This is a genomic window from Pseudalkalibacillus hwajinpoensis, from assembly GCF_015234585.1.
In the GTDB taxonomy this organism is placed as follows: domain Bacteria; phylum Bacillota; class Bacilli; order Bacillales; family Guptibacillaceae; genus Guptibacillus; species Guptibacillus hwajinpoensis_B.
Window position 1 is genome coordinate 1,661,060 of record NZ_JADFCM010000008.1, and the last position, 18,561, is coordinate 1,679,620.

Below are 18,561 nucleotides of genomic sequence, written 5' to 3' on the forward strand. Positions count from 1 at the left end.
ACCCTAATATACCAGTTAAATAGAAAGCTCTACCATTGTATGATTAGATAGTTTATATCATAGTTCAATGGAGGGCCGAACAAAGGTGGATAAGTGGGAAATGTATATGGAAATTCAACAGCTAATCAAACAGGGGTTTAGTAAGTCTAAAGTGGCAAACAAGCTAGGAGTATCAAGATCGACTGTCTATCGACACCTTAAGAAATCTCCTTCGGATATGGCCGTATGGGTAGAATCCTTACAAACAAGAAAGAAGATTCTAGACCCTTATAAGGCGTTAATCTTATCTTGGTTGAATGAGCATCCTGATCTTACAGCAGCCCAGGTACAAGATTGGTTAATTGAGAGGCACAAAGATCTTAAAGTTGGTGAGAACACGGTTCGTGCTTTCGTAAGAGAGTTACGGAAAGACTATCAAATAACGAAAGAAACGTCACCAAGAGAATACGAAGCGATACCTGATTTACCCATGGGGCAGCAGATTCAAGTTGATTTTGGTCATACAAAACAAAAAACATCTGATAATAAAGAAATGAAGCTAAACTTTATTGCCTTTGTTTTGTCTAACTCAAGATATAAATATCAGGAATGGTTAGATCGACCATTTACCACTCAAGATGTCATTCAGGCACATGAAAATGCGTTTCAAGGGTTCAGTGGAATTCCAAAAGAATTAGTTTATGACCAGGATAGCCTTATAGTGGTGAGCGAAAATGGTGGCGATCTTATTTTGACGAAAGAGTTTCAGCAATATAGAGAAACGAGGAAATTAAACCTACGGGTTTGTCGTAAAGCTGATCCAGAAAGCAAAGGAAAGATCGAAAATGTGGTCGGGTTTATCAAGTACAATTTCGCCAAACATAGAGTGTTCCAGAATATTGAGGCGTGGAATGACCAAGGGTGGGAGTGGTTACATCGAACAGGTAACTATAAAATCCACAATACAACAAAAAAAGACCGGTCGAAGTGTTCTCCTTGGAAAAGCAACACTTAAGACCAGTCAAAGGAAATGTCCATTTCCTAAACAATTATGAAAACAGTATAACAAGAAGCGTGCGTAAGGACAATACCATACGGTATTTGTCTAACAGGTACTCTCTTCCATTGGGAACATTTCATAAATATGAAACTGTCTCCATCAAGGAAACAGATGATCGACATCTCTTAATCTATTACCGTGAGACAGGAGAACTTCTAGCCAAACATCAGATCCCGGATGGCAAAGGTCAGCTAATGAAAGATCGACAGCATACGAGAGATCGTACAAAAGGGATCGATGCCTTTATAGATAACGTAGCTAATCGGTTTGAAGAAACAACAATGGCATTTAATTACCTGGATAAACTTCGTGAGAAGTATCCACGATATATTCGCGATCAGTTACACATGATCCTAAGAGAAACAAAACAACAAAACGCACAGATTCTAACGGCAGCTCTACAAGAATGTATAAAAAGAAACTTATACAGTGCAACAGATTTCAGCGATATCATTTTATATCTTCAGCGACAACGACAGGATCACGAGACAACGAATGATAACGCTGAGATTGTTTCGCCATTAAACAGCTTATCTGGTTGGATGATGGAAACAGAAGCACAAAAAAGAAACGTAGATACCTATACGGTTTTATTGGAAGAAGGTGAGGCAAATTGAGTCAGTTCCAGCAAGTACAAGATTTACTAAGGTCTCTACGACTAGCTGAGACGGCAAATCAGTTGCCCGAATTGATCAGAGAAGCTGAGAAAAAGGACTTATCCTTTACTCAGTTTCTCCTAGATCTAGCCACCTATGAACAAAATCGCAGAGATGAGAAACAGCTGGAGAAACGTTTTAATTGGGCTACCTTCCCTTTCCATAATACGATCGATGATTATGACGTAAAAGAGCAAAAATCCTTAAGTAGTAAGAAGTTAAATCAATTAAAAGATTTAACATGGATTGAGCAGCTCTATAACATTATTTTTCTTGGACCGCCAGGTGTCGGAAAGACCCACCTTTCGATAGGTCTGGGTATTGAAGCATTAAATCAAGGTTATAAGGTGATTTTCACGACCATGGGAGATCTTATTCAAGCGTTAAAAACAGAAGAAATCACGAGGAAATCGAAAACAAGGATGAAGCGAATTAGAGAAGCAGATTTAGTTATCATAGATGACTTGATGTTTATGGCGATGAATAAGCAGGAAGCGAATATGTTTTTCCATCTGATTAACAACCTATACAATCAAACTTCGATCATATTAACGTCAAATAAGGGGCCAAAAGAATGGGGAGAACTATTGGGCGACCAAGCGATTACGACAGCTATCTTGGACCGAATCTTACATCGAGTAGAGATTATTCATTTAAATGAAGACAGTTGGAGAATGAAGCATAGAAAAACGATTTTTGGTGAACAAAGTGTTTCAAATTAATCAGCAGAACTTGTGTCATTCTACTTGACGGTCACAGCTTTCCGTATGTTTGGTAAAAGTGTCCGTTGGCTTAAGAACCTCAAGAGATATATTACTTACACACCTCTTCCAGAAACGCTCCGAGATAATGGAAGAGTATTATCTATAATGAAATACTCATAGAAATTGTTCTGTTCTTAAAGCCTAAACTTTCATATATCTTAATTGCTTGATTTCCATCAAATACGCTTAAACGAATTTCGGAGTATCCTTCTTGTTTCAATTGTTCAATACCAGTACTAATCAATTGTTTTGAAATACCTTTACCTCTGCATTCCTCTATCACAAATAATTCATAAATAAATCCTAGTTTCTTATCGGAAAACTGGTCTTTACTTCCTCCTATAAGAATCCAACCTGTTATTACATCATTTTCAGTTGATATTAAATAATTACTTCCCTTTTTCAAAAGAGATTCTACTAGTTGTTTTGCTTTTTCAATCGTTGGTTCAGCTTCACCTAAAGTTCCCTCAAATATAGCCTGTGGAGAAAGTGCTATTATCTTTTCAATTTCTACCTCATTTGGTTTTCTTATGTCCACTTATCAACTCAACCCTTCCAATATAGGAAGTTTTTTTCAAATTCGCTGCTCGATATACCAATTATTTCAAAATAACACTAATAAATCCATCCTTTTTCTAAAGAAAAGAGCCTACCTTATTACAGATAAGCTCCGAGATTGTTTAGTAAGATATCATATCTCTAATTGCATTTACTACCTGTACTGGTTTATCAATGTGGATAGCGTGTCCAGCTTCTTTGACAATCAGGTGTTTGCTTGTAGTTGAAAGATATGAAAGTTGTTTTTGAAACTCCATCCATTTAGCCATTGATTCCTTTGTATGATGTGGTTGTGTTCCCCCCGTCATTACTATAAGAGGGATATTTTGAAGATTAGTCCCTCGGACTTGTTCTAAACTTTCTTCAAATTCATTTAGCGAAGATTCTACAGTAAACTGTCCTAAATATTGGTCCTGAACTTCTTCTGTAAACAAAGGGACCATCTTATGGTTTTGGTCTTCGTGTACCGAATCTAACAGAATAACACCCTTCACTTCTTCTGGATATTGACTAGCATACAAACGGACATTAACCCCTCCAAATGAGTGACCTACTAATATGTAAGGAGGATTGACCTCTGCTTTTTGAAGTAAGAATCTTAGGTTATCGACAATTTGCAAACTATGTTTAGGTATATTACTCTTCTCACTTTTTCCAACACCATCACGATCATAAAAGAACATCCTTGCAAAACTCGAAACCTGCTCTCTAATCGGTTTCCAATTCTCAAGTGCCCAACCATAGCCAGAATCAAACACTACTGTTGGCACTGAATCATAATTTTCATCATACTCATAATAGAGATCTATGCCAGCTTCACCCAAGGTACAAAAATCGTCCATAGTCTTAAACCCTCCAAGCTACTTCTTTAGATTCAGTGTAACTACACTATCGCTCCGAGATTGTTGGAGTTCACAATTTAAGGTTGTTGGAAACCATACACCGCTATAAATACTAAAAAAGCAGATAATGATACGCCTATAACATTAAGCAGAACAAGACTACCTTTGACCTTGCCTTTAATACCAAACAAAGCAAATATGAATCCTAAAACGCCTAAAATCAAAGGTAAAAAGATGCTTACATTTAATACAGCAACATATAATTCATTACCCCAATTTGTTAAACCAGCTACTATTGGGAAAACAGCCATTATAAAGAAAACTCCAGACAAAATGGAGTAATACTTTTTTGTCATTTCAAGTCTCCTCCCTCTAAAATTCTTTCTTCATTAAACTTAGAGAGCTTACTTTCTATTACGCAAACGCTCCGAGATTGTTGAGCAAGGCGTACACTAAAGCAGCCTACCTAAAAGCCTCCGTTAGCATTCCGATATTTATTCTCATTCTGTCGGAGTTCCTCTATTGACTTAGTTCTTTCAAGTGGATTTTTGCCTTCCCATTGCTTTTTCGATTTTATTGATTTTTTGTACTTGTAAATAGTCACTATTGCAAACAAAACTAAAATTAATGAAATCCACATAAGCGTTTGAAACATAAAAACCTCCTTCAAATCCTCCCCAACATATTTCATAATATTGTCTAAAATTACTCCAATCTCCTGCCACCAGTTTTTAATACCAATTATTTCAAATCTGCAAACAGAACTCAATCTTTACTTCACATATAAAAGAGCTTATCTTATTACAGATAAGCTCCCCGTTTCTTGAACACTCGAGATCAAGATAAATTAATTGGAATCAATAATAAAACTACACCTAAATTAAGCTCTGGTACCATTAGCCCTTCATAGATCAAGCTTATATTTTTTTGAACCTCATTTTCGATTCCACCCACCACACTGACTTTCTGTTCATAACGAGTATTATGGAAACTTTTTTGTAGATGAGGTGCAGCAATCATTAATTTCTTCTCCACCACATGTTACCAATTACCACACAAAGTAAAGTGGTAACAACAACAGCCATAGAAATTCCTAACCGCTCTATATGAGTGGATGAGATGTTCCCACTTAAAGTAAGTCCAACGAAAACAGAACTAATCATCAAGGAAAAGGATAACATTATGACACTAAGGACCACGCGGTTTACCATCTTTTCAATTCTCTTCACAAGCTTTTCCTCTGGCTTTAAACCGAATTTTAATTGAAAGGATCCCTCATCGACCTTCTTCATGATTGAATGAATATGTTGTGGAGAACGTAGAAACAGGTGCTGCATATCTCCTCCCCAATTCCTTAGATGCTTGGATAGTGATGAATTTTCTACTTCAGCTTTAATTAATTCTTCTCCGATGGGTTGAATCACTTGTTCAAGATTCAGTTCAGGGTCTAAGGTTTGGATCGTATATTCAAGCTTCAATAACGATTGACCTACGACAAATAATGCCGAAGGAACCTCAAAGCGATGAGTGGACACTAGCTCAAATAAATCATAAAACATTTCTCCAAGAGAAAGTTTTTGAACAGGAAGGTCTATATATCGATTTAACCATCGATCCATATCTTTATGAAGCAGAGGGAAATTCATTTCCCCCTCCCTTGGAAGTTCACTTATGCCTTTTGCTAATCGATACGAATCCTGATCATATAAACTCATTAGTATCCTTTTTAAGAAATCATGTACAGATGGCGATAAATAGCCAATGTTACCAAAATCAATAATGAAAATTTTGTTCTTGTCCCGGTGGTACAGTAAGTTTCCGGGATGTAGGTCGGCATGAAAGCGCCCGTGTATGAATATCTGTTGGAAGTGATACGTTGTAAGAACTTGGGCCATATCTTTTTTGGTCTCTAGTCCTAAATGGTTTACGTAAACAGTAGATAGCTTCCGTCCCTCAACATATTCCATAGTAAGGCATTGTTCGGTCGTCCATTTCATAATTGGGGATGGAATGGATACCATTTCTTGAGTTAGATCACTATCTAACTTACGCATTGCCTCCCCTTCTTTTTTATAATCCAGTTCCTGTCGTAAGCTCTCGGAAAACTCTTGAAAAACATCTACCAAACGAAATGTTGCAGCGATTTGGGAACGCTTCTCTGCTTGTTTAGACAGAAATGATAAGACTTCAAGGTCTCTTTCAATGGTTTCATTTTTTACATGTTTTACTTTGATGGCCACCTTGCGCCCACCGGAAAGCTTAGCTAGGTGCACTTGCCCCAAAGAAGCTGTTCCTAAAGGAATTGGATCTAACTGACATAACCATTGCTGATAAGGTTGTTTGAATTCCTTTTCTAGGGTTTCAATAACGTCTTCCATTGGGTGAGGTTTAGACTGATCTTGCAAATCCATTAAGGGAAGGCGCCACGACTCAGATAATAAGTCTTTCCTCAAACTTAAAAATTGTCCTAATTTTATAAAAACAGGTCCTAATTCTTCCAAAGCTTCTTTCAATAGACGCCCTTCTTGGAATTCATCCAGGGATTGAGCCTGATCTTTTTGTGAACCACGAATGCCAAACCTGTTTAAAAGATGGGTTAAACCATACTTCGCAAACGTATTAAAAATTTCTCGCAATCGACTCCACATTTCCTATTTACCTCCATCTAGTTATACCTTTACTCGTCCACCTGTTTAATTACTTCCATGGCCCAATCGCACCAATCGACATACATTTTTGCGTAACGGATCCCGAATTCTGCTGTGATGTATTCCCCTGTTTTTTTATGAGAGGGAGCATTTGGAAATGTTTCTTCTTTCCATTTTTTCGTTTGGAGGTACACGTCGTACTCTCGCTGTTTTACTTCTTCCAATAATTGAATAGCCTCATTTTTAGAGATAACTGGAAAAGAAGCAGCTTTTATTAAGAATTGATCTTTCATTTTAAGTGGTCGATTCTGTTCATGAACAATCCATTCCGCCAGCTTTTTTTCACCTTCATATGAAATGGTGTATTGTTTCTTATTTGGACTTCCTTTCTGATAAATCCATTGATATGTGATCAACCCATGCTTTTCCATAAGGTTCAGTTCTTTATATATTTGTGAATGCGTTGAACTCCAAACATAAATGAGTTGTTGCTTAAATGTCTGATAAAGTTCATAACCAGTTTGTGATTTTCGAGTTAATAACCCTAATAAAGCATACCTTAATGTCATTCCATCATCTCCTTAAAAAGTTCACATTTCATTAATCTTCACTCTTGTATTCAAGCCCATAACGCTTTAACATGATATATGTTCATAATGACATATGTCTATTTTAACATCCAGGGGGGTGATTTGGATATGAAAAAAACTATAGGGTTATTAACGGTCATCCAATTTTTCGTTTACATCGGTTTTGGAATCATTATTCCCGTGATTCCAGAATTAATCAACAAAATGAATGGGAGCGCCATTCACATCGGGTGGTTGTTGGCGGTGTATTCTTTAGCTTCTTTTCTTACAGCTCGTCTGTGGGGATCGATTTCGGATCGAATAGGAAGGCGTAAAGTACTTTTAGTCGGTCTGTTAGGCTTTACCATTAGTTTTCTAATGTTTGCGATGTTTATCGACCAATTGACGGTACTCTATGTATCAAGGATTATTGGCGGCTTATTCGCTGGAGCTCTATATACAGGGAGTATGTCTTACGTGGCGGACATAACTACAAATGAAAATCGAAACCAATACATGGGATTTGTAGGCATGTCCATTGGTTTAGGATTTATTTTTGGACCAGCTATAGGTGGACTGCTGAGCAAAGTGAGTTTATCCTTCCCTTTTTACATTTCAGCACTATTAATGGCACTCACCGGAATTTTTACGTTCTTAATGCTTGAGGAATCAAAACCTGAGCAAGAATCAAAAGAACAATCCATGTCATTAAAAGAACAACTCACAGGGAATCTCCTTCCGTTATTCGTATTTTCCTTTGTGGCAACTCTTCTATTGGCCGGACTAGAGGGAACCTTTCAAGTCTATCAGATTAAAAGGATTGACATTACACCATTTCAGGTAGGCTTATTATTTATGATTAGTGGTTTGATAGATGCGGCTATTCAAGGTGGGGTTATGCAGAAGATTAAAGATGGAACCGAAACCCATTGGATTATCATGGGACAAGTCGTTAGTGCTGGGGGCTTGTTGCTTATGCCTTTGTCCTTCAATCTTTGGTATGCGTGTTTATTTCTAGTTATCTTTACCGCTGGGAATGCCCTAGTTAGGACTTGCACAATCTCCCTCATCACAAAAAAAACGCCGCAGCACGGAGCTGCCACGGGAACGAGCTTTTCACTAGACAGTTTAGGGAGAGTTCTTGGTCCTGTGATCTTCACATGGATTTTTGAAATGCATACACTAGCTACTTTTTTAACCGCGAGTCTACTAGGTATTTTAAGCGTTACGCTAATTATCGCCTTTGAAAAGAAAGAAATACAGGCGAACACTATATAAAAAGGAGATTATATTCTTATGTTTTATTCTATCCATGCCAGTACTTGGTTACTAGTTGTTATATTGTTTATTTTGTCAATTACATTACGAAAGAACACCATTCTGAAGATATTGTTACGAATCAGCTACCTGGTCATGCTTACTACAGGAATTATTATGCTCGTACAATTTCAGTTTCCCGGCATTTATATAACCAAAGGATTATTAGCTATATTCATGATTGGAACAATGGAAACCTTACTTGCCAGAAAGAAGAAAGGAAAATCTTCATATCCTATTTGGATCCTGTTTGTTTTTTTACTTATTTTAGTACTACTGATAGGGTTTAATTTGATTACATTTTAATAGTTGATATAGTCAGAGAAAGATGAAGGGCGTTGAAATTGGACGTCCTTTTTTTACTCATTTATTATCAGAACATTATTAACCTGAAAGGAAAAGGTTATGAAAAAGAAAGTTTTCAATACTAACACCTTTCGTGACTTACTTAACCATCATTCCTGGAAATCTTTACAGAATGGAATATCATATCATACATTTCAACAAAAGGTACTAAATTCACAACTCTTGGAAATTCAGACCCGTAATATCTGGGATAAAGAGTGACCAATAATACCCCAACTGTGCTTAGTCCAACTAAAGAATTTATTAGCAAGCAAGATTACTCTTCTTACTTACAAAATAGCCCACAGCACCAACTACTATAGCAATAACGAAAAATAAAGGAAACAAGTTTCCAAAAGCCCTCCATAATTGAGTCATTTCTATCCCCTTTTTAAAATCAACTTTCTTATCCTAACAGAATTGATCCGAAATACAAGATACTCATACTGTTTGAAAGGTGCTACTCATATTTCATTAAAACCCTAACTAGAAACCATTATTTCAAAAAACATCCATATGCTCAACGTTATTTTTTCCATTAAATCACTCTAATTATTTCGAAACTGAGTCTTCCATAAACCTATCCGATTGTCGAACATCACTCAATTACTATCCAATGCTGATATTAACATATTTTGGATGTTTTTTCTTCGCCATACTCAGTAATTTTCTATCTTATTCATTTTAATCAAACCAAAAATTTAATTCGTATCATACACACTGATCCGAAATCATCAACAGTAATTGTAATGTAACTAAGGGGTCCAATTATTTAGGTTTATACATAAATTTATTATTTTGATTTGGTTCGTGATCGGTTCAATCACACCTCTATTACCTATCTTTTGTCTATCGCCTTAATACCCTTCCACGCCAAAAGAAAGCGTTATCATTCAAGGTAATTATGGTAATATATAGTTAAAATGAAATGGGGGACGTTATGAGCACGGTTGTTACACCTGAAAAGCACGTTAAGATCCAAAGGAGGAAATGGCCGTATTATCTGCTTGGGGGTTTTTCACTTTTACTGGTCATTGCTATCGCTGTAAGCTTCTGGTTTGTTCAAAACACAGCTCCTAAGACAAAGGGGGAAATTATCCTATTAGGCTTGGAGGAATCTGTTTCCATATATCGAGATGAGCCGGGTATTCCTCATATTGAAGCCTCCTCTACTAAAGATCTCTTTATGGCTCAGGGATTTGTCACGGCACAAGATCGCATGTTTCAAATGGACTTGAGTCGTCGGCAAGCTTCCGGAACGCTTAGTGAAGTCATTGGTGAATCAACAATTGATAAGGACAAGTTCTTTCGAACGCTTGGTTTAAGAAGAGCTGCAGAAGATTCATTTGATGCCTACTCTCAGGAAGCGAAACAAATTCTTCAATGGTATGCTGATGGTGTGAATGCCTATATGGCTCAAGCAAAAGAAGAAAACTCATTACCACTTGAATTTACACTTGCGGGTTATGAGCCTAATGAGTGGGATCCAATCGATTCTCTTACAATCGGTAAATATATGGCTTTTGATCTTGGAGGACATTGGGAAGGTCAAGCCTTTCGTTATTATCTTCTGCAGAATTTCTCAGAAGAAGAAGCCGTGGACTTGTTCCCAAGTTACCCTGAAGAAGCCTCAACTGTGATTCAAGAAATTAAGGAAAGTAACCTTGATATGTCAAAAAGCTTTGCGAAATCAGTAATCCCAGATCAATATAATGGGAGTAACAATTGGGTCGTTTCTGGAGATAAAACCGCTTCGGGACAACCGCTTCTAGCCAATGATCCTCACCTGGGTCTTGGTACCCCACCGATATGGTATGAAACTCACTTAAATTCACCTGAATATAATGTAAGTGGCGTTATCTTTGCTGGTGTGCCAGGTATTATCGTTGGACGAAATGACTCCATTGCCTGGGGCGTTACCAATGTTGGTCCTGATGTTCAAGATCTTTATATTGAGAAAAGAAATCCTGATAATCCGACTGAATTTCAATATAATGATGAATGGGAGAAAGCAGAAGTTATAGATGAAAGCATTCTTGTAAAAGATAGTGAACCAATTCCATATGAAGTCGTTATTACGCGCCACGGGCCGATTCTCTCTGAATTTGCTTATGACGACCAACCTGATACTGCATTGTCTTTAAGGTGGACAGCCCTTGATCCCTCTAGCGAGCTTGAGGCCGTTCTAATGATGGATAAAGCATCTAACTGGGAAGAATTCAAAAGTGCCTTAACCTCTTTTCATACACCCGCTCAGAATTTCGTTTTTGCTTCTACTGACGGCACGATTGCCTACCGGGCGAATGGATTAATTCCTATTCGCAAAAATGGTGACAGCATGGTGCCAGTCCCTGGATGGAACGATGAATATGAATGGGAAGGTTATATCCCATGGGAAGAGCTTCCCACAATTGTTAATCCTGACGAAGGCTTCATTTCAACAGCAAATAATAAAATCACAACGGAAGACTACCCATATCACATCACACATACATGGGCGCAACCTTATCGTCAAGATCGCATTCGAGAAGTTTTGCTTGAAAGCGATGAACTTGAACCAAAAGACATGATGGATCTACAAAATGATTTCGTGAATTTGCAGGGAAAAGAATTTACTCCTCTTCTCATAGAGGAACTTAACAGTGAAAACTTAACATCTGTTGAAAAAGAGGCGCTATCTGTCCTTAATGAATGGAATTATATTGATGGTAGAGATGAAGCTGCTCCCCTACTCTTTCACCTCTGGTTAGTAGAAATGGAGAAAGTTCTTTTTGATGGAAAAATTGAAAAAGAGATGATGCCGCTTTTTGATGGTAAAAGCCAGGTGGTTGACCAGCTCATAAGACGAGCTGCAAGCGGGGATGAAGGGGCATGGATAAAGAAGTCTGGAGGGTTTACATCCTTAGTCACTGAATCTTATCAGGCTGCAGTTGCGAGAGCAGTTGATTTACAAGGGCGTACACCAGAAAAATGGGCATGGGGTACGTTCCATGCGGTACCATTTGAACATCCCCTAGGTGCGATTAAACCGTTAAACCTCCTTTTTAACCCTGATGTAAATGCAATGGGTGGCAGCCGCGTTACGGTAGGTGCTGCTGGATGGAACACGACAACTGGACTTGTAACTCATGGTGCACCATGGAGAGGCGTTACTGATTTATCAAACATTCAAACAAGCTACAATGTCATTTCACCAGGTCAGTCCGGCTTCGTTTTTAGTAAATGGTATGATAATCAAATTACGGATTGGGTTGAAGGAGAATATCATGAAACAAAGATGAATGATTATCAAGAAAATGCACAGCACCTCATTCTAAAACCATAACAAAAGGCTCTCTCAGTCAATGAGAGAGCCTTTTAGCATTTTTATTTTACAGAAACGGTCCAATTCTGCGTATCTTCTAATTTTCCAGTTTGAATTCCTGTAATTGTATCATAAAGCTTTTGAGACAGTTCCCCAATTTCATGATCATTGATGACCATTTTCTTACCAGCCCAGTTTAATTCACCTACAGGGGAGATAACAGCGGCCGTTCCTGTTCCAAATGCTTCTTCAAGCTGCCCTTTTTGAGATAGCTCGTACAGCTCTTCAATGGAAACTTTTCTTTCCGTAACAGGGATATCCCATTTCTTTAACAATTCAATAACCGACATTCGCGTAATGCCGTGGAGAATGCTACCGTTTAATTCAGGTGTCACAACTTCCCCATTTATTTTAAAGAAGATGTTCATGCTTCCCACTTCTTCGATGTAACGCTTCTCTACCCCGTCCAACCAGAGAACATCAGCATTTCCATCTTTATATGCTTTCGCTTGCGCTTGATATGCAGATGAGTAGTTACCAGCCGTTTTGGCCATACCCGTTCCACCTTTAACAGCTCTTGTAAATTTATCCTCTACGCTAATTTTCACTGGAGTTAACCCTCCTGAGAAATACGACCCTACTGGTGAGAGAATAATCATCAATTTGTATGTGTGGGAAGGGGCAACAGATAGATTTGGTTCCGTTGCAATAATATAAGGACGTACATAAAGAGACGTTCCAGGTGTTGAAGGAACCCAATCTTGCTCCAAGCTAATTAATTCCTTAAGATAGCCCATTACACGCTCTTCATCAATATGTGGAATGCTTAAACGTTCACTTGAAAGGTTCAGTCTCTGTAAATTTTTCTCAGGTCTAAACAATAAAATTCGATTATCAGCACGATAGGCTTTTAACCCTTCAAAAACGGTTTGACCGTAATGAAAAATCATTGCAGCAGGATCAAGAGTGATTGGCTCATATGGAATGATGCGAGGTTCAAACCACCCTTTTTCAGTTTCATAATCCATTACAAACATGTGATCTGTGAACGTTCTTCCAAAAGGAATTTGATCTTTCTCAGGCTTCGCTTTCAAATTAGTGCTTTTCACAATTTCTAAATCTGTACTCATGGCCAGGACTCCTTACTCTCTTGAAAGTGGTTATGATAATGAATTCATACTCCTTCCACATGAAGGCAGTAGATTAACTATTCATCTATTGTACTGCCAAACTCTACTGAATTAAAGCTTTATAGTGCAGAAAGGTAAAAAAATTCAGTTTTTAACACCTAGCTCTATCATTTCATACAAATTCTAGCTTTCCGGTCCTGCTGGTCAGCATTTGAATCACACTTTTTTCACCTTTTACTGTAAGCGATTTCGAGTGAACAATAGCAATGTTTTTAACCAGAATAACAACCAGTTCAGATAATGCCTTTTAATATTTGCTATTGCAAGAGAGGCGATTTTTATGTAAATTAGTCAAGTATGTTTATTAGGAGGTCTCATCATGAATCAAACACAAAATACTCAACGCGTGCAAATGGTTACAGCTGATCCATCCGCTATTGGATTATTCGGGCTTGCTATGGTAACGCTTGTTGCATCATCAGCCAAGCTTGGTTGGACAGATGGCGTCTCATTTGTACTCCCTTGGGCGATTTTTCTAGGGGGCATTGCACAGCTGATCGCTAGTTTTCTAGATGCAAAGCACAATAATACATTTGGTACGACAGCCTTCGCAGCTTTTGGACTGTTTTGGCTTGGAGTAGGAACGTCATGGTTAATTGAATTCGGTGTCTTTGGAGACGCTGCGGCTGCCGCTGTGGATCCAAAGCAATTAGGCATTGCATACATCGGCTATTTGATCTTCAGTGTCTTCATGACAGTTGGAGCTATGGAAACACATAAAGTACTTTTCTATATTTTTGTCTTTATTGATTTCTTATTTATCGGACTCACATTCTCCACTTTAGGTATTTTCCCTGAAGGCATGCACTTCTTAGCCGCCATTGCTGAGTTCTGCATTGCTATTTTAAGCTTCTATGGCTCAGCTGCGAGTGTTTTGAATACTCACTTTGGCAAAGTCACACTCCCGATTGGCAAACCATTCGGTATTTTCAAACAAGCTTAGTATCACGTAAAGAGACAGATGAATCTAGATTCATCTGTCTCTTTTATAATTTATAAAGATTTATGAAGATCATGGAGCCTTTGAATTGCCTTAATGCGAATCAAGTTCTAATAAAATGAGTTGTATCACCTATCTCCTTCACTGCGAACTTCCCCCTTATCACGCTTCTATATCAACCATAATATCATTATGTAAACTTCATTAGTGATTAACTATAAAAAACTCTATTATCTCTTTTCACCTAAGCCAGGATAAGTGAATTGATTCTCTCCAAATCATTTTAACGCAATATGTATATTATATATTTTCAATTAATTGTGAAATGCTAAAAAGAGATACAAGGCTAACCTCGTATCTCCAATTGATATTCGTCATCCTTATTCACTCAACTTTTTAATCTGATCGATAATATTATTTATCTCAGCTAACGTTTGAAAAGCTTCTGTATTTTCAACCATCGAAAAATCTAAATTCCTAGTTTTTATGTTCGTAAGAAGCGATCACCTTTGAAAATTAGTTCATATACAATTCAGAAAAATTCAGTTTTATTAACCCTCTTATCATCAAGTAAGGACGCCTTTTGATTATGCCGAATGATTTTGTGTTAATTCATCACTTAGTTTTGTTCTCATAGCCATTCGCCCACGATGTAGACGAGACTTCACTGCCCCCGGTGATAGCTGCAGTTTATATGCTATTTCACTTTCCTTTAAATGATCATAGTAGTGAAGCTTCATCACCACTCTTAATCTCGGGGATAACAAATGGATCTTTCTTTTCACAGATTCTTCAAAAAGAAGAATCTCACAGTCTTCTTCTACGTTACAATCGTGATCCGCTTGATTCATGAGAGTATCTTCCGTATGGAACAGAGTCACTTTTTTTTGCTTTCTTAATTGATCAATCGATTTTCGAGCGGCAATAGTTGAAAGCCAGGATCCTAGCTTCCTTTCACTTTGCACTTCGTCTAATCGATCATACGCCTTTAAAAAGGTTTCTTGAAGCACATCTTCGGCAAGTCCATGATCTTTCAATATGCTTAATGCGGTATAATAAACGCGGTTATAGTATTTTGTAAAGATTCCATTAAAACATATTGTTCTCAAGTCTTTCATTGTTGTTGATCCTTAAAATGATTTTGCACAAAGCCTGGAGCATTTGAAGAATCAAAGGTTAACACTTCATAATACCCACCTTTTAAATCCTCATAATGAATGCCAACTAAATAATCCCCTTTCTCTCCTTCTTGGCTGCTTAATAATATCGTTTGGATTTGCTTCTTATCCTTTATCTCAAAAGGTTCAACGGATTCATTCTCTACAATTTGATCATAAGCTTCTCTCGGATATTGATTTTGTGCTTCACCCCATGGATAAATGCTTACATGATCGATTTCACCTTCGTCAATAAAAGCATCCTCATAGAAGCCTTCCTCTTTCAACCAATTAACAGTATTTTCATAAGAATTATAGATCGAATTGTCTTGCGGATAATAGTATTCCTCTGTCCAATCGGAACCTTCTCTTACTTCAGATACATGAGATCGAATCCCTTTTGGATGAATCAATTGATCATAGGATAAATTGTAAATATCCTCTCTTACATGTTGATAGAATTCTTGAATTTGCAGCGGATCAAGTATGGAAACTTCTTTATTAACGGGCCCTCCCGGTTGAAGTGTGACTTTTTGAACTTTTGAAGGGTCACTATTTAAGACAGGGTAAGTTAATTCTTTGTATTCCTTAGTTTCCATTACACGTTTAAGGGTTTCCTGGACGTTCTTTCGATCGACTTGATACGAACGTTGCACGTGATCCCCGTTTTTCAATTCATATGAGATGAAATACATCATTCCGGTAGAATTAAACTGATCGTTCTGGTTAATCATCTCTTTTTGTAACTGTATAACTGCATTAATTGCACCTTCTGATTCTATTAAATCAGGTGAAGTATTTTCGATAAGTTCTTCTAACTGATAGATATTGTCTCCTATATAAACATTTTTAACTTCACTCGTTTCTGGAACGTAACTTTCATAGTTTAACCAGAACAATGGCAAAATCCCTATAATTAAACCAGCTGTTGCTCCGTAAACGAACAAGCCTTTAAAGTGCTGCAAGCGAAACACGCGCCAGCTTTTATCTAACACCATTGAAGAAAGGAAAAATCCGACGATCCCACCTATAACGTACCCAAAAATCAACCACGATAACATTAGTTGAGTTTCTCCAAAATAGGTACCACCGACTAGAGCAAAGCAGAAGGTCATTCCAAACTGAAAGACTGGCTTTAACACGTTAATGGCAATCGTCTGTGAAGCTACTTCTAATGGACGTTTCTTATAGATGGCTTTTCCACTAAAGTAGAATACTATTGAAGCGATAAAATAGATACCCAACATTATATACTGAACGGGGAGAAACCCCTCCTGTGGGTCGTTAGGGTAATATTGAAAAACGTTGACAAGGGGAGAATAGTTACCTACCGTATGATTGATTACCACCAAGTCTGAAAACCCAGCAATAAAGAAGCTAAGATGTACCGCTACAAGAACATAAATCCCTGCGGGAAGAAGCATAAGGATATAAGTTAAAACAGCTTGAACGGTTGATAATCCAGTTAATGTACCAGCAAAGACACAAATCATAAACGTTAGAATGCTTAAAATGATCATCATCAGCGTCCAATAACCAAGCTGGCTAATTGAATAAAAAGCTGACACGTTAGTAAACAAAAAGAACATGAATAGAATAAGACTAGTCAACAAAATAGGCGCAATGAGCAAAATCACTCCTGAAAAAGCGTGATGGCGAAATAGATGCTCTCTGCTAATTGGTAAACTGTGAATAAAGTCTGAAGCACCTTTCACGTGAATGTAACGAAAAAGAAATACAGCCATTAAAACGGGCATAAGAAATAACAGCATAAATTGTACTTCAAACATAAATATCGGATCAAAAAGCCCAGCTCCGCTTGCTTCTATCCTATATTCATCGTTAAACGCCATGAGTAATTGGAGCGGCAAAGTAAAGGCAAGACCACAAAAAAACAAAATACTAATCCAACCAACATTTCTAAAATCTCTTTTGAACATTTCTCTTCTAAACAAGGACGTTTTCGATAGCATATCCAACACCCTCCATTTCATAGATGAATATTTCTTCTAATGTAAGTGGTAATCGATCCATTAAGACTGGACCAATTTTCTCGATTTCGGTCATCACTTTTTGTTCTTCTCCTTTTACGATCAAGAGAATAACACTTCCCCGTTTTTCTTTATAGAGAATATCAAGATCGCTAGAAGTCAAATCGTGTTCTCCTGAATCTTTGAATGCGACTTGAACTTTATGTACGTCTTCCTTTAATGCATCTAAATCACGTTCAAGAAGAATTTCACCATGGTGAAGAATCCCGACATGATCACAAATCTCCTCAACTTCTCTTAAATTATGTGACGAGAGCAACACAGACATTTCTCTTTCAGCCACATCCTGAATGATCATGCTTCTTACTTTTTTTCTCATAACGGCATCCAAACCATCAAAAGGCTCATCTAAAATAAGCACATCCGGCTTAACTGACATAGATAAGATGAAAGCCACTTGTCTTTGAAGACCTTTAGAAAACTGGCTTACTTTCTTGTTCTCATCGAGCTTAAACAAATTCGTTAGATTTGTGTAGCGCTCCTCATCCCACTGTTCATATAAACTAGCATAATAATTGGCTAGCTGCCTCATTGTATATTGTGGTAAAAAATAAAGGGCATCTGGAATAAACACCACTCGTTGCTTCGTAGAGACATTTTCATAAATGGGATGGTCCAGTACGAGAATTTCTCCTGAATCTTGTCTCAGAATACCGGAAATCATTCGCATAAGTGTTGTTTTTCCGGCGCCATTTGAACCAAGCAAACCATATATTGATCCAGGCTGCACAGTAAAACTAACTTGATGGATGATTTTGTTAGTCCCAAAAGACTTTTCAACACCGTTTACTTCAATCATCCTTTTTCCCCCCTTCAATTTCAGTTAATAGTGACTCAATTTCCTCTACTGTCATTCCAAGATAAATGGCTTCAGCTAGTAGCTTCTTTAACTGATCTCGCACGTTTTTTAGCTCCTCACTCTCAAGCTTTTTTGAAGGATTAACAAAACTCCCCTTCCCTTTCACTGAATAAATGTATCCTTGAGACTCAAGCTCTCTATATGCCTTTTGGATGGTATTCGGATTAATTGTCAGCTGATGCGCAAGTTCACGGACAGAAGGAAGTTTCTCATCGTCTTTCATAACATCTTTAATGATCAGCTGCTTCAAACGATCAACTAACTGTTCATAGATCGGCTTTCGACTTCTAAAGTCCAATTCAAACATCAATTCACCTCCACT

The 18,561-nt window shown here is 37.6% G+C and carries 18 protein-coding genes; 7 read left to right on the plus strand and 11 right to left on the minus strand.

All coding sequences use genetic code 11. From position 1 onward, the window contains the following. Positions 1–85: 85 nt before the first annotated feature. From istA to istB, 3 genes are all read left to right on the plus strand, one after another. Positions 86–994, plus strand: a complete 909-nt coding sequence (istA, locus tag IQ283_RS24225; RefSeq protein WP_242057399.1) for an IS21 family transposase — start codon at positions 86–88, stop codon at positions 992–994. A 110-nt stretch (positions 995–1,104) separates the two neighbouring features. Then, positions 1,105–1,656, plus strand: a complete 552-nt coding sequence (locus tag IQ283_RS24230) for a hypothetical protein (RefSeq protein ID WP_242057400.1) — start codon at positions 1,105–1,107, stop codon at positions 1,654–1,656. Then, positions 1,653–2,417: an IS21-like element helper ATPase IstB gene (gene istB, locus IQ283_RS20105; protein ID WP_194221838.1), complete on the plus strand. Its 765-nt coding sequence runs from the start codon at positions 1,653–1,655 to the stop codon at positions 2,415–2,417. The genes IQ283_RS24230 and istB overlap by 4 nt, the downstream gene beginning before the upstream one ends. A 142-nt stretch (positions 2,418–2,559) precedes the next feature. Here the strand turns inward: istB and IQ283_RS20110 are convergent, their stop codons facing one another. From IQ283_RS20110 to IQ283_RS20140, 6 genes are all read right to left on the minus strand, one after another. Continuing rightward, positions 2,560–2,997, minus strand: a complete 438-nt coding sequence (locus IQ283_RS20110) for a GNAT family N-acetyltransferase (RefSeq protein WP_194221839.1) — start codon at positions 2,995–2,997, stop codon at positions 2,560–2,562. A 142-nt stretch (positions 2,998–3,139) separates the two neighbouring features. Then, the gene (locus tag IQ283_RS20115; RefSeq protein WP_194221840.1) at positions 3,140–3,859 is read right to left on the minus strand and encodes an alpha/beta fold hydrolase; all 720 of its coding nucleotides are present in this window, start codon (positions 3,857–3,859) and stop codon (positions 3,140–3,142) included. Positions 3,860–3,936: 77 nt separating this feature from the next. Next, positions 3,937–4,215 carry a hypothetical protein gene (locus IQ283_RS20120; RefSeq protein ID WP_194221841.1) on the minus strand — a complete coding sequence of 93 codons (279 nt, stop codon included), beginning with the start codon at positions 4,213–4,215 and terminating at the stop codon, positions 3,937–3,939. Positions 4,216–4,696: 481 nt separating this feature from the next. Beyond that, positions 4,697–4,879 carry a hypothetical protein gene (locus IQ283_RS20130; protein ID WP_194221843.1) on the minus strand — a complete coding sequence of 61 codons (183 nt, stop codon included), beginning with the start codon at positions 4,877–4,879 and terminating at the stop codon, positions 4,697–4,699. Next, a complete protein-coding gene (locus IQ283_RS20135; protein ID WP_194221844.1) occupies positions 4,879–6,507 on the minus strand; it encodes an ABC1 kinase family protein in 1,629 nt (542 codons plus the stop codon). Before IQ283_RS20135 ends, IQ283_RS20130 begins: the two co-directional genes overlap by 1 nt. A gap of 29 nt (positions 6,508–6,536) precedes the next feature. Further along, positions 6,537–7,076, minus strand: a complete 540-nt coding sequence (locus IQ283_RS20140; protein WP_194221845.1) for a PadR family transcriptional regulator — start codon at positions 7,074–7,076, stop codon at positions 6,537–6,539. Between the two features lie 129 nt (positions 7,077–7,205). Here IQ283_RS20140 and IQ283_RS20145 point away from each other — a divergent pair, with 129 nt between their 5' ends. The 3 genes from IQ283_RS20145 to IQ283_RS20155 all read left to right on the plus strand — a co-directional run bounded on the left by IQ283_RS20145 (position 7,206) and on the right by IQ283_RS20155 (position 12,063). Further along, complete coding sequence (locus tag IQ283_RS20145; protein ID WP_194221846.1) at positions 7,206–8,354, plus strand: MFS transporter; 1,149 nt, start codon at positions 7,206–7,208, stop codon at positions 8,352–8,354. Positions 8,355–8,372: 18 nt separating this feature from the next. After that, positions 8,373–8,699, plus strand: coding sequence for a DUF1516 family protein (locus tag IQ283_RS20150; RefSeq protein ID WP_194221847.1), 327 nt, complete (start codon positions 8,373–8,375; stop codon positions 8,697–8,699). Between the two features lie 979 nt (positions 8,700–9,678). Then, positions 9,679–12,063 carry a penicillin acylase family protein gene (locus IQ283_RS20155; protein WP_194221848.1) on the plus strand — a complete coding sequence of 795 codons (2,385 nt, stop codon included), beginning with the start codon at positions 9,679–9,681 and terminating at the stop codon, positions 12,061–12,063. 41 nt (positions 12,064–12,104) lie between these two features. Here the strand turns inward: IQ283_RS20155 and IQ283_RS20160 are convergent, their stop codons facing one another. Then, positions 12,105–13,172 (minus strand): branched-chain amino acid aminotransferase, encoded by a 1,068-nt coding sequence (locus IQ283_RS20160; protein ID WP_194221849.1) that lies wholly within the window; start codon positions 13,170–13,172, stop codon positions 12,105–12,107. Positions 13,173–13,551: 379 nt separating this feature from the next. On the opposite strand from IQ283_RS20160, the gene IQ283_RS20165 reads away from it, so the two are divergent. Continuing rightward, positions 13,552–14,175 carry an acetate uptake transporter gene (locus IQ283_RS20165; protein WP_408962612.1) on the plus strand — a complete coding sequence of 208 codons (624 nt, stop codon included), beginning with the start codon at positions 13,552–13,554 and terminating at the stop codon, positions 14,173–14,175. Between the two features lie 584 nt (positions 14,176–14,759). Here the strand turns inward: IQ283_RS20165 and IQ283_RS20170 are convergent. From IQ283_RS20170 to IQ283_RS20185, 4 genes are read right to left on the minus strand one after another with little or no spacing between them, the layout of a single operon-like run. Beyond that, positions 14,760–15,290, minus strand: coding sequence for an RNA polymerase sigma factor (locus IQ283_RS20170; RefSeq protein WP_194221850.1), 531 nt, complete (start codon positions 15,288–15,290; stop codon positions 14,760–14,762). Next, positions 15,287–17,302, minus strand: coding sequence for a DUF6449 domain-containing protein (locus IQ283_RS20175; RefSeq protein ID WP_194221851.1), 2,016 nt, complete (start codon positions 17,300–17,302; stop codon positions 15,287–15,289). The genes IQ283_RS20170 and IQ283_RS20175 overlap by 4 nt, the downstream gene beginning before the upstream one ends. Then, entirely contained in the window at positions 17,277–18,179 is a 903-nt protein-coding gene (locus tag IQ283_RS20180; RefSeq protein ID WP_194221852.1) for an ABC transporter ATP-binding protein, read from the minus strand. The genes IQ283_RS20175 and IQ283_RS20180 overlap by 26 nt, the downstream gene beginning before the upstream one ends. Then, positions 18,172–18,546, minus strand: coding sequence for a GntR family transcriptional regulator (locus IQ283_RS20185; RefSeq protein WP_194221853.1), 375 nt, complete (start codon positions 18,544–18,546; stop codon positions 18,172–18,174). The genes IQ283_RS20180 and IQ283_RS20185 overlap by 8 nt, the downstream gene beginning before the upstream one ends. Positions 18,547–18,561: the final 15 nt, after the last annotated feature.

Excerpts from the sequence above, each read along its gene's own strand:
- IQ283_RS20115 (WP_194221840.1), bottom strand. The coding sequence starts at position 3,859 with ATGGACGATTTTTGTACCTTGGGTGAAGCTGGCATAGATCTCTATTAT.
- IQ283_RS20120 (WP_194221841.1), bottom strand. The coding sequence starts at position 4,215 with ATGACAAAAAAGTATTACTCCATTTTGTCTGGAGTTTTCTTTATAATG.
- IQ283_RS20175 (WP_194221851.1), bottom strand. The coding sequence starts at position 17,302 with ATGCTATCGAAAACGTCCTTGTTTAGAAGAGAAATGTTCAAAAGAGAT.
- IQ283_RS20130 (WP_194221843.1), bottom strand. The coding sequence starts at position 4,879 with ATGATTGCTGCACCTCATCTACAAAAAAGTTTCCATAATACTCGTTAT.
- IQ283_RS20150 (WP_194221847.1), top strand. The coding sequence starts at position 8,373 with ATGTTTTATTCTATCCATGCCAGTACTTGGTTACTAGTTGTTATATTG.
- IQ283_RS20140 (WP_194221845.1), bottom strand. The coding sequence starts at position 7,076 with ATGACATTAAGGTATGCTTTATTAGGGTTATTAACTCGAAAATCACAA.
- IQ283_RS20135 (WP_194221844.1), bottom strand. The coding sequence starts at position 6,507 with ATGTGGAGTCGATTGCGAGAAATTTTTAATACGTTTGCGAAGTATGGT.
- IQ283_RS20145 (WP_194221846.1), top strand. The coding sequence starts at position 7,206 with ATGAAAAAAACTATAGGGTTATTAACGGTCATCCAATTTTTCGTTTAC.
- IQ283_RS20185 (WP_194221853.1), bottom strand. The coding sequence starts at position 18,546 with ATGTTTGAATTGGACTTTAGAAGTCGAAAGCCGATCTATGAACAGTTA.
- IQ283_RS20160 (WP_194221849.1), bottom strand. The coding sequence starts at position 13,172 with ATGAGTACAGATTTAGAAATTGTGAAAAGCACTAATTTGAAAGCGAAG.
- IQ283_RS20155 (WP_194221848.1), top strand. The coding sequence starts at position 9,679 with ATGAGCACGGTTGTTACACCTGAAAAGCACGTTAAGATCCAAAGGAGG.
- IQ283_RS20180 (WP_194221852.1), bottom strand. The coding sequence starts at position 18,179 with ATGATTGAAGTAAACGGTGTTGAAAAGTCTTTTGGGACTAACAAAATC.
- IQ283_RS20165 (WP_408962612.1), top strand. The coding sequence starts at position 13,552 with ATGAATCAAACACAAAATACTCAACGCGTGCAAATGGTTACAGCTGAT.
- IQ283_RS20170 (WP_194221850.1), bottom strand. The coding sequence starts at position 15,290 with ATGAAAGACTTGAGAACAATATGTTTTAATGGAATCTTTACAAAATAC.